General features: G+C 66.7%; 11 protein-coding genes and 1 tRNA gene. All 12 read right to left on the bottom strand.

Annotation, left to right across the window (positions count from 1 at the left end; all coding sequences use genetic code 11):
- Position 1: 1 nt before the first annotated feature.
- Positions 2 to 2,542, bottom strand: a complete 2,541-nt coding sequence (locus AB4Y80_RS06115) for a LuxR C-terminal-related transcriptional regulator (RefSeq protein ID WP_442212712.1) — start codon at positions 2,540 to 2,542, stop codon at positions 2 to 4.
- A 314-nt stretch (positions 2,543 to 2,856) separates the two neighbouring features.
- The gene (pth, locus tag AB4Y80_RS06110; RefSeq protein ID WP_442212710.1) at positions 2,857 to 3,432 is read right to left on the bottom strand and encodes an aminoacyl-tRNA hydrolase; all 576 of its coding nucleotides are present in this window, start codon (positions 3,430 to 3,432) and stop codon (positions 2,857 to 2,859) included.
- 13 nt (positions 3,433 to 3,445) lie between these two features.
- Positions 3,446 to 4,015, bottom strand: coding sequence for a 50S ribosomal protein L25/general stress protein Ctc (locus AB4Y80_RS06105; protein WP_442212708.1), 570 nt, complete (start codon positions 4,013 to 4,015; stop codon positions 3,446 to 3,448).
- 328 nt (positions 4,016 to 4,343) lie between these two features.
- On the bottom strand, positions 4,344 to 5,324 hold the full coding sequence (locus tag AB4Y80_RS06100) for a ribose-phosphate diphosphokinase (protein ID WP_442212706.1): 981 nt from the start codon (positions 5,322 to 5,324) through the stop codon (positions 4,344 to 4,346).
- 41 nt (positions 5,325 to 5,365) lie between these two features.
- Positions 5,366 to 6,835, bottom strand: coding sequence for a bifunctional UDP-N-acetylglucosamine diphosphorylase/glucosamine-1-phosphate N-acetyltransferase GlmU (gene glmU / locus AB4Y80_RS06095; protein WP_442212704.1), 1,470 nt, complete (start codon positions 6,833 to 6,835; stop codon positions 5,366 to 5,368).
- Between the two features lie 100 nt (positions 6,836 to 6,935).
- Positions 6,936 to 7,007, bottom strand: a tRNA-Gln gene (locus AB4Y80_RS06090).
- A 135-nt stretch (positions 7,008 to 7,142) separates the two neighbouring features.
- Positions 7,143 to 7,985 carry a hypothetical protein gene (locus AB4Y80_RS06085; protein WP_442212702.1) on the bottom strand — a complete coding sequence of 281 codons (843 nt, stop codon included), beginning with the start codon at positions 7,983 to 7,985 and terminating at the stop codon, positions 7,143 to 7,145.
- Between the two features lie 279 nt (positions 7,986 to 8,264).
- The gene (locus AB4Y80_RS06080) at positions 8,265 to 10,037 is read right to left on the bottom strand and encodes an ABC-F family ATP-binding cassette domain-containing protein (protein ID WP_442212700.1); all 1,773 of its coding nucleotides are present in this window, start codon (positions 10,035 to 10,037) and stop codon (positions 8,265 to 8,267) included.
- Between the two features lie 32 nt (positions 10,038 to 10,069).
- Positions 10,070 to 11,005: a 4-(cytidine 5'-diphospho)-2-C-methyl-D-erythritol kinase gene (locus tag AB4Y80_RS06075; RefSeq protein WP_442212757.1), complete on the bottom strand. Its 936-nt coding sequence runs from the start codon at positions 11,003 to 11,005 to the stop codon at positions 10,070 to 10,072.
- 92 nt (positions 11,006 to 11,097) lie between these two features.
- Positions 11,098 to 11,976, bottom strand: coding sequence for a 16S rRNA (adenine(1518)-N(6)/adenine(1519)-N(6))-dimethyltransferase RsmA (gene rsmA / locus AB4Y80_RS06070; protein WP_442212698.1), 879 nt, complete (start codon positions 11,974 to 11,976; stop codon positions 11,098 to 11,100).
- Positions 11,977 to 12,061: 85 nt separating this feature from the next.
- Positions 12,062 to 13,195 (bottom strand): transglycosylase family protein, encoded by a 1,134-nt coding sequence (locus AB4Y80_RS06065; RefSeq protein WP_442212696.1) that lies wholly within the window; start codon positions 13,193 to 13,195, stop codon positions 12,062 to 12,064.
- A 249-nt stretch (positions 13,196 to 13,444) separates the two neighbouring features.
- Positions 13,445 to 14,365 carry a TatD family hydrolase gene (locus AB4Y80_RS06060; RefSeq protein ID WP_442212694.1) on the bottom strand — a complete coding sequence of 307 codons (921 nt, stop codon included), beginning with the start codon at positions 14,363 to 14,365 and terminating at the stop codon, positions 13,445 to 13,447.
- Positions 14,366 to 14,430 lie beyond the last annotated feature (65 nt).

Raw genomic sequence — 14,430 nt, 5'->3', positions numbered from 1 at the left:
TTCACAATTCCTGATCCTGCTCCAGCTCCACGCGGGTGGTGATCCCCAACTTAATGTACACCTGATACAAATGTCCTTCCACGGTGCGCACGGACACGCCGATGCGGTCGGCGATGGCCCGGTTCCCCAGCCCCCGTTTCGCCAGCTTGGCGATTTGAAACTCCCGTTGGGTGAGTTTAATTCCTTCAGTCTGCGGCACTATGGGCGGCATTGCAAGGCCGCCCCGGAGCCGCTCAATGCGTTGCCGGGCCGCCCGGGCCAGTGAATTCTGACCGTTTTCCCTCGCGAAGTCCAGGGCGAGGACCGCGCATCGGGACTCGACGGCGTCGAGCTTGAGTTCCTGGGCCGCGGCGGCCGCTTCCAGCGCGGTGGCGGCGTCGTGGGTGCGGCAGCTTCTGGCCAGGGCAACACTGATCGAGGGCATGGGTCCCTGACGCCGCAGCGAGACCTCCTCCAACAGTGCATAGTCCTTGTCCGAGGCATGGATGGTGCCGCCAAAAAGGGACATTGACGCGGTGGCGAAGCGTTGCTTCGTGATGTCCTCGCGCGCCGAGTCATGCAGCTTTTCCACGGCCCGGGGATCGTCGAGCCAGCGCGAGGCCATCAGGCGGAAGAAGTAGGCCATTGCGCGGTTGGTCCACGGCGTGGGCCCGTCCACGGTGCCGGCAAAGGCCAGGTACCGCAGGGATTCTTCCTCGTTGTTGATCTGCGCATACGCGAAAGCCAAGGCAGAGTACGCCAGGCCCAGGCAATTGTTGCTTTCCCGGACCTCCAGCTGGGCGGTGGCCGCCATCAACACCTCAACGGCCTCGGCGCCACGCCCGGCATAGGTGTGGGCCAGGCCAAGGTCCAGTTCGATCAGCCCGCCACGGTATTGGGACGGCAGCGGCATGCTTTCCAGTTCGTCGCGGAGCATCTCCACACACTCGATCCATTGACCGCTCCAGATCAGCGCGTTGACCTGTCCGTCCCGGTAATATTCCGAGAACAACAGCGGCGCGTCCCTGCCGTCAACCTTGCGTTGAATCTGGCGCGCCAACGCGATGGCTTCCAGTTCCCGGCCCAGCACCGTCAGGGTGGGCACCAGCAAACTGGCACAATTGAGGCCAAATTCGCCGTCATCGCCCTCGCTGGCCGCCACGAGGTCGTCCACGATGTCGGCAAACTCGCCGCGGTGCACCTGGTACTCAAAGTAGGCCAGGCGAACCAGCTCCCGCGCGGCGCGGATGTCGGCATGCAGGCTCTCGGTCTCCGCCGCCGCAATGCGGGCCTCCGCCTGGGCCAGTATCTCGTGGACGCGGGCATAGCCGCCCTCAACCCAGAGCAGCGCCCCCGTCAAGGAGATGATCCACGAGCCATAGTCGGCCAGGTCCAGCCCGGCGATGACGTCCGGCGGGACGGCGAGAAGTTCCTCCACGGCCCGGCCATAGGTCGCCATGATCTTGTACGCCGCGCTGCGGGTCTGCACGGCACGCACACGCAGGGGATGCCCCTGCGGAATTTCGGCCGTGCACCGCAGGGCCAGCAGGGGGTCAAAGTGGCGGACGGCCGAGATGGCGGCCGCCAGTCCAAATTGCGGCTCCAGGCCGAGTCCGGCGTCGAGGGTCCACGCGGCCAGCGACATGACTTCATGCGCATCCAGTGAATCCAGCCCCGGCCGCAGACTTGTCGAGATTTCGTTGAACAGCTCCGCCATGCGTTCCGGAGCGAGCCAGTTCCGCACGATGTCGCCCACGTACCGCTCGCGCAGGTAGGCGTGGTGGCGGTCCTCGGTACTGATCTCCAGGAAGCCGCGCTCTTCCATCTCCGCCATCGCGTCGTGTCCGAGCACGGACGCCACTATGGGAAGCGGGGCCCGGCCGATCAATGACATCTTCTCCACGGCGAGGCGGACGCCCTCGCTTTCGCGGGCGAGCCGGGAGCGCACGATTTCGGCCAAGGCGCTGGTGGATTCCACATTCATGGGCCCGGAAAGGACCCAGCCGCCGCGCCTGAGTTTCAAGCTGCCATTTGCGACCTGTTCATGAAATAGCGCCTGCAGCACCAGTGGAATTCCATTGCTGGCCTTGTGCAGGGCGCCGATGGCCGATTCGGAAATAAACGTGTTGGTGGCTTTGGTAATGAGGCTGCCCACCTCGGCCCGGCTGAAGTATTCCAACCGCATTTCTCCCAGCAGGCGGTCCTTGACCAGCCATACGAGGTCTTCCGGAAGCTGGTTGGATTCACGAACCAGCACGAGCACCTTGGCGGAACGGCTGAGCAGCATGTGCATGATGACCCCGACGGTCATCGGGTCCAGCGCCGGAAGGTCATCGATGACCAGCAGGACGTCAAGACCGTTGGCGTCCTTGTGGATCAGCCCGCCGATGCCATGGATGATGGCGGTGGGCGATTCCGCGGCGCCGGCGGGCAGGCGGGCCATCATCATGGCCAGGGAACCGTAGGGGACAAGGGTTTCGGCGGACGAGCCAAAAAGGTGCACCACGTGGGTGGTCGGAGCGAGTGCGGATTCAACGGCGCGCGCGAGTGTGGTCTTTCCCACACCCCACGGTCCAACTACGGCGACCCCGTACTTGGCACTGTCATGTATCGCATTGACCAGATCTTCGATCTCCCCTTGTCGCACAAAGGAAGACCACAACCGTCTTTCCGCCGCTCCCATGGCTTCACGAGCAGGTGATTTTTCACCATTACCCCAAGTATGGGCAGCGACAACATTATCAATTGTCATGTCCGAGACCTCAATTGTCCTGCTGTTGGCGAATCCCTCAYGAGATCCCCCTCCGCGCCTAGTCCAGATCATAACAGCGGTGCCAGACAAATTATACCGTTTTATTACAACACGAACTCCGCAGCCTACCCGTGATACTTCTGCTGCGCCTGCGGCAATCCCGCGGTAATGAGGAGTTCGACGGCGTCGGCGGCGGCATCGACCAGGAATGGCAGCTCCTTCGCCTCGGCCCGGGAAAAGTCCTTGAGCACATGGCCGGCCGCGTCCGCGCGGCCCGGCGGACGGCCGACACCGGCCCGCACCCGGAAATAGTCCTTCGTGCCGAGGGTCTTGGAAATGTCGCGCAGGCCGTTGTGGCCGCCCTCGCCACCGCCGCGCTTGAGCTTCACCGTATCGAACGGGATATCGATTTCGTCGTGCACGGCGACCACATGGTCGGCGGTGACGTCGAAGAATTTGGCGAGGGACGCCGTCGGGCCTCCACTAAGATTCATGAAGGTGGCCGGCTTGGCCAGGATCAGCCTGGGGCCGCCGATGCCGAGGCGGCCCTCGGCGACCAGCGCCCGGGCCTTGTGGGTCTTGAACGTGGCGCCGAGGCGGGATGCGAGTTCCTCGACCACCATGTACCCGATATTGTGCCGATTGCGACTGTAGTCGGGCCCGGGGTTCCCGAGCCCGACTACCAGCCAGGCGTTGCTCACTGAAGAAACGTGCCTACTCTGCCGCGGCCTCTTCGGTTTCGGGGGCAGCGGCCAGCTCATCCAGGTGCACCATCAACAGCGCGGGATCGGTCAGCAGTTCGACGTTCGCCGGCAGGACCAGGTCTCTGGCGTGGACGTGCTGGCCGGCGGTGCGCCCGGTCAGGTCCAGCTCGACGTGCTTGGGCAGGTGGGTCGCGTCGGCGGAGAGGCTGACGGTCATTTCCTCCTGGTTGGCAACGACGCCGGAGGCCGGCTCGCCGATGACGAAGACGGGAATGTCAACGATGACCTTCTCGCCCTTCTTGACGGTCAGCAGGTCGATGTGCTCGACGATCTGCAGCAGGGGGTCGCGCTGGACGTCCTTGACCAGGGCAAGGTGCTCGGTACCGGCGACGTCGATGGTCAGCAGCGCGTTGGCGCCACGGATTGCCCGGACGGTTTCCAGGACGGGCAGCACGATGTGGATCGGCTCGGCGCCGTGGCCGTAGATGACGGCGGGGATCTGGTTCGCGCGGCGGATGCGGCGGGCCGCACCCTTGCCGAACTCGGTGCGCTGCTCGGCGGCAAGTTTGATTTCAGCCATGATAAAAGCTCCTTCTTGATGTTGAATGACTTCGCGTGGACAAAATGAGGCCTGCACACGATCCATGACACAAAAGTTCAGGAGCCGTCAGACCCAGTCGATCACGGACGCTTGCCAGGAAGCGTCCCTCGCCAAGGTTTACCGCATAAGTTTAGCAGACCGGGCACGCCGGGAGCGCCGCATGCGCGGAACCCGAGGCGGGTTCCGCGCATGCCCTAAGATTTCTTCCACCAGGCGCAGGACCGGCTTCCGGTCCCGCGCACGTGGACAAGATGCGCAGGACTCGGGGCGAGTTCATCGCAGAGAGTAAGTGGCTTGCGGGCGGTGTTTAGGCGTTGCCGTCAAAGAGGCTAGTGACCGAGCCGTCCTCGAAGACTTCCTTGATGGCGCGGGCGATCAACGGTGCGATGGAGAGGACGGTGAGGGTGGGGAAGCGCTTGGCTTCCGGGATCGGCAGCGTGTTGGTGACGACCACTTCGCGGGCGCCGCAGTTGGCGAGGCGCTCGGAGGCCGGTTCGGAGAACACCGCGTGGGTGGCGGCGATGATGACGTCCTTGGCGCCGGCGTCCTTCAGGACGCGGACGGCGCCGGCGATGGTTCCGCCGGTGTCGATCATGTCGTCAATGAGCACGCAGGTGCGTCCCTCCACCTGTCCCACCACGGTCTTGGACACCGCCTGGTTCGGCACGGTCAAGTCGCGCGACTTGTGCACGAAGGCCAACGGAACGCCGCCGAGGCGATCGGCCCACTGCTCAGCCACGCGCACACGTCCCGTGTCCGGGGATACCACCGTCACGGCGTCGTCCCCCACCATCTGGCGGATGTGGTCGGCCAGCAGCGGAATGGCGAACAGGTGGTCGACGGGGCCGTCGAAGAAGCCCTGGATCTGGGCGGTGTGCAGGTCAACGCTCATGATGCGGTCGGCGCCGGCAGTCTTGTAGAGGTCGGCGACCAGGCGGGCGGAGATCGGCTCGCGGCCGCGGCCCTTCTTGTCCTGGCGTGCGTACGGGTAAAACGGCGAAACGACCGTGATGCGGCGGGCGGAGGCGCGCTTCATGGAGTCGACCATGATCAGCTGTTCCATGAGCCAGTTGTTCAGCGGCGCCGGGTGCGACTGGATGATGAACACCTCCTTGCCGCGCACGCTCTCCCCGGACCGGACGTAGATCTCCCCGTTGGCGAAGTCGTAGGCGGACAGGGGCAGCAGTTCCGTGTTCAAGCAACGTGCCACTTCCTCGGCCAGCTCGGGGTGGGCACGGCCGGTTGCCAACACCAATTTCTTGTCGACATTGTGGCTAAGTTCGCTCATGGAATCGCTTTCTCGCAGGGGGGACGGGAGGTGAGAAGTCTTTATTTGGCGGCCGCGTCATGGGCGGCCGCTTTTTCGGCCGCGGCGGAGGAGATGCTGCCGGGCCGGTTGGCCGCCGTCCAGCCCTCGGCGTTGCGCTGCGGGGCCACGGTCACCGACAGCGCGCCGGCCGGGACGTCCTTGCGGACAATGGCGCCAGCCCCCGTGAAGGCGCCGTCACCAACCATCACCGGGGCCACGAACACGGTGTTGGAGCCGGTGCGCACGCCCGATCCGATCGTCGTGCGGTGCTTGTTGACGCCATCGTAGTTGGCCGTGATGTTGCCGCAGCCGATGTTGGTGTCCTCACCGATCTCCGCGTCCCCCGCATACCCCAGATGCGAGAGTTTGGAGCCGCGCCCGATGGTGACGTTCTTGGTCTCGTAAAATGCGCCGATCTTGCCGTCCGCGCCCAGCACCGTGCCCGGGCGCAGGTAGGTAAACGGGCCCACGTGCGCGCCCTCGCCGATGACGGCGCCCGAGCCGTGCGTGCGGGTGACCTCGGCGTTGGCGGCGATCTGGACGTCGGTCAGGGTAGAGTCGGGGCCGACGACGGCGCCGCCGGCCACCGTCGTCGAGCCGTGCAGCTGGGTGCCGGGCAGGATGGTGACGTCCTCGGCCAGCCGCACGGTGGAATCGATCCACGTGGTGGCGGGGTCGATCACACTCACGCCCTGGCGCATCCACCGCTCGACGATCCGGCGGTTGTGCTCGGCGCCCAGGGTGGCGAGCTGGACGCGGTCGTTGGCGCCTTCCACCTGCCACCGGTCGGTAGTGACGACGGCGGCGACCCGGCCGCCGTCGTTCCGGGCCAGGCCCAGGACGTCGGTGAGGTACATCTCACCCTGGAAATTGTCGGTGGTGACGCTCTTGAGCGCTTCGCGCAGGACCGCGGCGTCGAACGCGTAGATGCCGGAGTTGATCTCGCGGATCCGGCGCTCCTGGTCCGTGGCATCCTTGTGCTCACGGATGCCCAGGACGGTGCCGTCCGCCTCGTCGCGGAGGATGCGGCCGTAGCCGGTGGCGTCCTCAAGCACGGCCGTGAGCACCGTGACGGCGTTGTGGTCCCGCTGGTGGGTGGTGACAAGTTCGGTGAGCAGTTCCGTGGTGAGCAGGGGGACGTCGCCGTAGGTGACCACCACGGTGCCCGTGACCGTCGCCCGGGCATCGAGCTCGGCGAGCGCCGCCTGGACCGCCCGGCCCGTGCCGGGGACGTCGTCCTGGTCCACGATCACCGCCGACTCGTCCAATTCGGCAATGTGCGCCGCCACCTGGTCACGCTCAAACCGAACCACCACCGCCAGCCGCTCCGGGTTCAGGCCCTTCGCCGCCGCCACCGCGTGCCCCACCATGGAGATGCCGCCAAGGGGGTGCAGGATCTTGGGTAGCCGGGATTTCATCCGGGTGCCGGCTCCGGCGGCCAACACGATTACGGCGGCGGGGTTGAACGATTCGGTGTCTTGGGGGCTCACTAAGTGCCACTCCTACCCGGACATAGTCCGTGATCAAACGTACGCAATGGGATTCAAGTCCATGGTACCCGTTCAGCAGACGCGCCGACCGTCCGCGGGGTTCCGCCCATAGGATTCGAACCTATACTCCACAGCTCCAAAGGCTGGGGTGCTGCCATTACACCAGGGCGGAATGTGAGGTTTTCGTTTTACGGCAAGCTCACGACAATATAGTGTGCCACGGCGGGCACTTATTTCGCGAGTTGGGCAGGGTGGCTGCGGAAATTCGCGACGTGCCGCAATTCACATACGGGGCTGTGCGCCGGACTCACGACGGGTTTTGTGCGTGATTGATCATCTCAAGGGCTTGCCGCACCCACCGCGTCATGAGCTCGGGGTGGTACAGCACCACTTTGGCCGGAATCCTCAAACACCACTTTCCCTTGATCACCAGTAGATTGTCCCGCCGCAGGTCCTCTTCCCAGCCCTCCGGTGTGTCATGGAACCTCTTGCCGTCGGTCTCCACCCCGAGGACTCCCTCAACAAGCAGGTCCAAATGCCCTACATCCTTAATGTAGAACTGGGCCTGCACGTTGAAGCCGGCTTTTCTGATGTGGTACCGGCCCACTGTCTCGGCGATGGACTGCGACTGCGGGTCAATCATGTCAATGATGGCTCGTCCGGCAGTGTCCTCACGGCCGGAAAAAGCCTCACGGAGATCCTGAATCGTGCATTGTCTAAGGACTACTGCGGATTCCAGAACGGCCAAGGCTTCCACCTCCGCTCCGCACTTGACGCATTGGCGCAAGACGTCCAGGAGGGTTTGGCCGCCGCTGACCCGGTGGACCAGACAGCCTGGCACCGGCCGGCCATGCGCCGCGGCCACGTGCGGTTGCGGAGGTGGCTTGATGATCCAGAGGCCAAGTTCCTCCGCCTTGGTGAAACACGTCCGCCGGGCCTGGTGCCGGGCAAAGTGAAGGTCCAGGGGACTCGCGTCCGGCAGGGCGTAGTAGCCACGACTGACGCAACGGATGCGACCTGAGGACACGGCCTGTTTTACGTTCCACGCCGTGTAGCCGCCGGCCAGAAGATCCTTGCGCCGCGCCACCTTGCCGAACAGGGCAATGTAAGCCTCCACCGGCCGGGTTTTCGCTTTCAACGGCATCGTCATGCAACCCAGTGTGTCCCCGGGGCGCAGGTCGCGGCAGCCCCGGCGTCGAACCTGTGGAGGGGAACGTGGAGGGGACCGGCTGGGGAGGACGCCCGGCGTCCGTTCCGCGTCGGACTGCCGCCGGGTTCAGCGCATGAGCGTCGAATGGTTTTCGCATGCGCCGAACTCACGGCGGGTTCCGCGCCGGTGGCCGCCGGGCGCAAAACTCGTCACGGGTCGTGCGCATAGCGGAAGATTCCTTCCGTTCCGCGTCAGACTGCCGACGGGTTCAGCGCATAACTACTCCAGCACCTCGGAGGCCTCCAGCCACTCCAGCTCCAGCCCCGCCTTTTCATCGGCCAGCTCCGCCAGCTTCCCGTTCAGCTCGCCCAGGACGTCATACTGGCCCACGTGGGCGGCCATCTGGGCGTGCACCTTGGCCTCGGCGGCGGCCAGCTTGCCCAACTGGCGCTCCACCCGGTTCAGGTTCTTGCGGGCGTCGCGCTTCTCGCTCTCGGACGGCCCCGAGGCGGCAGCCCGGGCGGCAGCGGGCTTGGCCGCGGACAAGGCCTCCTGGCGCAACGTCAAGTACTGGTCCACTCCCCCGGGCAGCCCCCGCAGCTTGCCGTCGCCCAGCAGCGCCATCTGGTGGTCCGTGACGCGCTCGAGCAGGTACCGGTCGTGCGAAACCACAATCAGCGTCCCCGGCCACCCGTCCAGCACGTCTTCCACGGCCGCCAGGGTGTCGGTGTCGAGGTCGTTCGTGGGCTCATCGAGCATGAGCACGTTCGGCTCCCCCACCAGCAGGCGCAACAGCTGCAGCCGCCGCCGCTCGCCGCCGGAGAGATCGCGCACGGGCGTCCACTGCTTGTCCTTGGTGAACCCGAGCTGCTCCACCAGCTGCCCGGCGCTCATGTCCTTCCCGCCCACGTCAAAGGAGCGCTTCTCCCGTTCGATGACCTCCAGCACCCGTAGGTCCAGGACGTCGTCCAGTTCGCGCACCTCCTGCGTCAGCACGGCCGTCTGGACGGTCTTGCCGCGCTTGAGCCGCCCGGACGACGGCGTGACTTCGCCGTTGAGCAGCTGGAGCAAGGTGGTCTTGCCGGCGCCGTTGACGCCCACCAGGCCCAGCCGTTCGCCCGGGGCCAGGCGCAGGGTGATGTTCTTGAAGATTTCCTTCTCCCCATAGGAAAGCGAGACGTTTTCCAGATCCAGCACATCCTTGCCCAGCCGGGCGGTGGCCATTTTGGACAGCGCCACGGTGTCGCGGGGCTCGGGCACGTCCGCGATCAGCTCATTGGCCGCCTCGATGCGGAACTTCGGCTTTGCCGTGCGGGCCGGGGCCCCGCGGCGCAGCCAGGCCAGCTCCTTCTTCACCAGCTGGACGCGCTTGCTCTCCACCACCGACGCGTTGCGGTCCCGTTCGGCCCGGGCCAGCACATAGGCCGCATAGCCGCCGTCAAACGGGTCGATCATGGCGTCGTGGACCTCCCAGGTCCGGGTGCACACCTCGTCCAGGAACCAGCGGTCGTGCGTGACCACCACGAACGCGCCCTCGTTGGCCCGCCAGCGTTCCTTCAGGTGCCCGGCCAGCCAGGCCACCCCCTCCACGTCAAGGTGGTTGGTGGGTTCGTCGAGCATGATGACGTCGTCGTCGCCAATGAGGAGCTTGGCCAGGGCTACGCGCCGCTTTTGCCCGCCGGAGAGCGAGTGGATGTTGGCGTCCCAGTCCACCTCGCCCACGAGCGCGCCCATGATTTCGCGGATTTTCGGGTTGGACGCCCAGACGTGGTCGGCGGCTTCACCCACGATCGCAAACCCGACCGTGTTTTCGCCGTCGAGCACGTCCGACTGGTCCAGGTAGCCCACATGCACGCCGCCGCGCTTGGTCACCCGGCCGGAATCCGCGGTTTGGCGCCCGGCGAGCAGGCGCATCAGCGTGGACTTGCCGTCGCCGTTGCGGCCCACGATGCCGATCCGGTCGCCTTCCTCGAGCCCAACCGTCACACTGTCCAAGACGGTGCGGGTGGCAAAGGCGATGCTGAGATTTTCTCCACCCAGGAGATGTGCCACGTCAAACCACTTTCACTAAGGAAACAAAAATCTTAAGAGTCGAGCACGCGGTGCGCCCCATGCACCGGGCCCTGCACCGCCTGCGCGGCATACCCGGCGGCGCCGAGTTCGGCGCTCAGGTTCCGGGCGTGCCGTTCATCGGCGGCCAGCATGGCCACGGTGGGTCCGGACCCCGAGATGAGCGTCGCCAGCGCGCCGCGCGCCTTTCCGGCGTCGAGCACCTCGGCCAGCCCGGGGGCCAGCGACACCGCCGCGGGCTGGAGGTCGTTGGCCAGGCAGCCGGCCAGCAGCGCCGGATCACCGGCGCGCAGGGCGGCCAGGATGTGCGGATCCACCTGGTCCGGGACGGGCGGCTCGGCCCCGTCCCGCAGCGTGTCCAGGGCGCCGTAGACGAGGGGCGTGGACAGGCCGAAGTCGGATTGCACCAGCACCCAGTGCAGGGCGGTCGGTGCCAGCGCGGCCGTGAGCCGGTCGCCCACGCCCAGCCCGACGGCGGCGCCGCCCAACAGCGCGAACGGCACGTCCGCGCCGAGCTCGGCGCCCAGCTGGGACAACTCCTCGCGGGAGAGGCCCGTGTGCCACAGGGCGTCGCAGGCCACCAGGGTCGCGGCGGCGTCGGCCGAGCCGCCGCCCATGCCGCCGGCGATGGGCACGTGCTTGGTGATTTCCAGGTGGACCCCGCACGTGCTTTCGCTGACGTCGGCGACCAGCCTGGCCGCCCGGACGGCCAGGTTGTCATCATCCAGCGGGATGGTGGCCAGCGCCGCCGGGTCCAGGGTGCTCGCGGGGCTGATGCTGACGGTGACGTCGCCGGCGGGGGTGCCGGGCTTGGCCGTGGCGAGGACCTCCTCGTACAGCGACACCGCCAGGTAGGTGCTGGCCACGAAGTGGTAGCCGTCCGTGCGCAGCGGACCCACCCGGAAGGAGGCGTTGATCTTGCCCGGCGCCCTGACCCGGACGCGCTTGATGTGCGCCCCCCAGTCGGCGTCCGTTGCCCAGGCGTCGCCGGGCGGTTGCGTGCCGGGCGGGCCGCCGCTGACGGGTTCCACGTATTTGTCCACTAGGCCGTCACGGGATGCTTGGCCTCGGCGATGCGGGCAAACGCGGCGACGTCCAGGACCTCGCCGCGGGCGGTGGGGTCGACGCCGGCGCGTCGCAGGACACGTTCGGCCTCCACCGCTCCCCCGGCCCAGCCGGCCAGGGCGGCGCGCAGGGTCTTGCGGCGCTGGGCAAAGGCGGCGTCGATGACGGCGAACACCTCGGCGCGGCTGGCCGTGGTGACGGGTGGTTCGCGGCGGGTGAAGGCCACGAGTCCGGAGGAAATCTTCGGGGCCGGCCAAAACACGTTCATGCCGATGACCCCGGCCTTGCGCATGTGCGAATACCAGGCGCCCTTGACCGAGGGCACACCGTAGGTCTTGGACCCGGGCCCGGCCACCATGCGGTCCGCGACCTCGTCCTGGACCATGACCAGCCCGTGCCGCAGCGACGGGAAGTGCTCGAGCAGGTGCAGCACCACGGGCACGGCCACGTTGTAGGGCAGGTTCGCCACGAGCGCTGTTGGCTCGGCGGGAAGTTCGGTGACGCGCATGGCGTCGGAGAGCACGACGTCGAGGCGGTCCGCCAGGGCGGGGCGGAACGCGGCCACCGTGGCCGGCAGTTTCGCCGCCAGCACCGGATCAATTTCCACCGCCACCACCCGGGCGGCGGCATCCAACAGCCCGAGGGTCAGCGAGCCCAGGCCCGGGCCCACCTCCAGCACGGTCTCGACCGGATCCACGTTCGCGACGGCCACGATCCGGCGGATGGTGTTGCCGTCGATGACGAAATTTTGGCCCAGCGTCTTGGTCGGGCGCACGCCGATTTCGGCCGCCAGCCGACGGATCTCGGTGGCGCCCAGGAGCGGCTGGGTGGAGGGGCTGGGCTGCGGCAAGGTCACTGCACAATCGTATCCGCTATTAAAGAGCCTGCTCCCCGGCGGCGAATCCGAAGGAGCAGGCGGCAAATGCGCGCGGTTGCCCGTGCTACTGCACCACGTGGGCGCAGCCCCACGGGGCGAGGCCCGCCTTGGCGTAGTAGGTGTTGGCGACGGCGATTTGCTGGGCCTTCGTGGCGAGGTCGGCGCGCGGGGCGTAGGCGCCGCCGCCGTTGGCCAGCCAGGAATTGATGTCGAACTGCAGGCCGCCATAGTAGCCGTTGCCGGTGTTGATGGACCAGTTGCCGCCGGACTCGCACTGGGCGATGGCCTCCCACATGGCCTGGTTGGACATGGCGGGGGCGGACGCGGCGGATTTCGGGGCGGGGCGGTCCTTGCCGCCCACAACCACCCGCGCGGCAACGGCCTCGGCCAGGACCGTGGTGCCGGACGCGGTGCGGCTGACCACGTTGCCGTCAACGGTCACCGTCCGGAAGGTTTTCTGCAGGGACCCGGCAACGCCCTCGCTGAGGGTTTTCTTCTGGTCCTTGAACATGGACGCGTCAACGGTTTGGACAATCTCAAACGGGATGGCGGAGGTTTCATGCACGGTGCCGGAGGCGTTGACGCGGGATACCTTGATGACCATGTTGTCCACGACGTTCGCGATCGAGGGCACGGAGAGCAGATCAGCGGGGGCCAAGCGGATTCCGGTGTCCCGCAGGACGTCGGCGACGGTTTCGGCGGTGGTGGTCGTCACGGTCTTCTTGCCGTCGGCCAGCACGGTGACCTGCTTGGGGGTGACGATGCTGATGCCGCTGGAGCTGGCCAGCAGGGCGTCGGCCGGCACGGACAGGCGGGCGTTCGCGGCGACGCCCAGCTGGTTGATCAGGCCGCTGATCTTGTTCGAGGTGGTGGTGACGGTGTGCTCGGCGCCGTCCAGTTTCACGGTGATGTTCTTGGCCGTGTTGACGGTGATGGCGGTGCCGTTTTCCACTGCGGTCTCCAGCGCGGGGCTGACCTGGTCGGCGGCGGTCACGGGGATGTGGGCCTTGTCCAGGACGTCGGCGACGGAGCCGCCAAACGACTGGACGGTGCTGCTTTGGCCATCAACCACAAGGGTCACGGACTTGTTGGCATTGATGAATCCGACGAGTCCGGCGACCAGTGCCAGCAGAACCAGGGCTTGTCCGACGATCTTGACAGCCTTGAGTTTGCCGGCGGCGGTGGAGAAATACGTCACTTGTTCCCGTAACTACTAGAGCACCCGGGCACGGGGAATGGCGGACGTCTCCCGCGCTCAAGCCGGCACGCCCCTTGGCGTGAGTGTGCCGGCCCTCGCACGGAATCAGTCGCTGAAAACGGTGGCCCCAGGGAGCTCATTGAACGGTAGTTCCTTGAGGCGCTTCACCCGTTGGCCTTCCCCGACCACGGCTAATAGTCCCCCAGCGTAACCCAATCGTTACCAATAAGACAAGAAACGATAACGGCCCTAGGCGTCCCAGGAACCGTAAACGGCCTCCGTGTTCGCCGCCAGCAGCGTCCCGAGCTCCGCCAGGTCCAGGCCCGTTAATTGACTCAGGCCTTGCACCGTGTATGGCAGCATATAACTGGCATTGGGGCGCCCCCGATGCGGATGCGGCGTCAGGAACGGGGCGTCCGTTTCCACCAGCAGCAGGGCCGGGTCGGCCACCGCCACGGCGTCGCGCAAATCATGTGAATTTTTAAACGTCACGGTGCCGGAAAAGGACATGTACCAGCCGTTGTCGTTGCAGATTTTGGCCAGTTCCGCGCCCCCGGAGAAGCAGTGAAACACCACGCACGACGGCGCCCCCTCCTCCCGCAGCACGTCCACCACATCGCCGTGGGCGTCGCGGTCATGGATCTGCAGGGCCAGGTTGCGCCGCTTGGCAATGTCGATGTGCCGCCGGAAGGAATATTTTTGGTCGGCGACCCCGTCCGGACCGGTCCGGAAATAGTCCAGGCCGGTCTCCCCGATGGCCCGGATGCGGGGGTGGGCCGCGAGCGCGTCAATCTCCGCCAGCGCGGCCTCGAGTCCGCCGGAGCCGGCCAGCTCCGGGGCGTCGTTGGGGTGGATGGCCACGGCGCCCAGGACCCGCCGGTCCGCCTGCACCGCCGCCACGGTGAACCGGGAGGACGCCAGGTCGCAGCCCACCTGGACGGCTCCGGCAATGCCGACGGCCTCGGCCGCGTCCAGGGCGGCCCGCAAATCCACCGCGTTCTCGCCAAAGTCAAAGTGCGTGTGGTTGTCGTACACCGGCACGGGCAGGGCCGGCGGGGCGGGCGCGAAGCCCGGCCGGGGCCTCCCGCGGCCGGTGCCGGGCTCATCGGCCCCCGCATTCACCGGCAGGGATTCGGGGCGGTACGGGCGGGGAACGGACGGGGAGCACATATCTGACAACCTTACCCAAAGCGGCGTGGGACCCGGCGCCGGTGCCCCGGAAGGGGTGCGCGACG

The sequence above is a fragment of the Specibacter sp. RAF43 genome (assembly GCF_052114065.1).
In the GTDB taxonomy this organism is placed as follows: Bacteria; Actinomycetota; Actinomycetes; order Actinomycetales; family Micrococcaceae; genus Specibacter.
Note: the sequence above shows the minus strand (reverse complement) of the source record. Positions and strands in the feature narration are given on the sequence as shown.

What these genes read in the sequence shown, in the direction of transcription:
- AB4Y80_RS06060 (WP_442212694.1), bottom strand. Translation starts at nt 14,365, where the DNA reads ATGTGCTCCCCGTCCGTTCCCCGCCCGTACCGCCCCGAATCCCTGCCG.
- AB4Y80_RS06085 (WP_442212702.1), bottom strand. Translation starts at nt 7,985, where the DNA reads ATGACGATGCCGTTGAAAGCGAAAACCCGGCCGGTGGAGGCTTACATT.
- AB4Y80_RS06105 (WP_442212708.1), bottom strand. Translation starts at nt 4,015, where the DNA reads ATGGCTGAAATCAAACTTGCCGCCGAGCAGCGCACCGAGTTCGGCAAG.
- AB4Y80_RS06100 (WP_442212706.1), bottom strand. Translation starts at nt 5,324, where the DNA reads ATGAGCGAACTTAGCCACAATGTCGACAAGAAATTGGTGTTGGCAACC.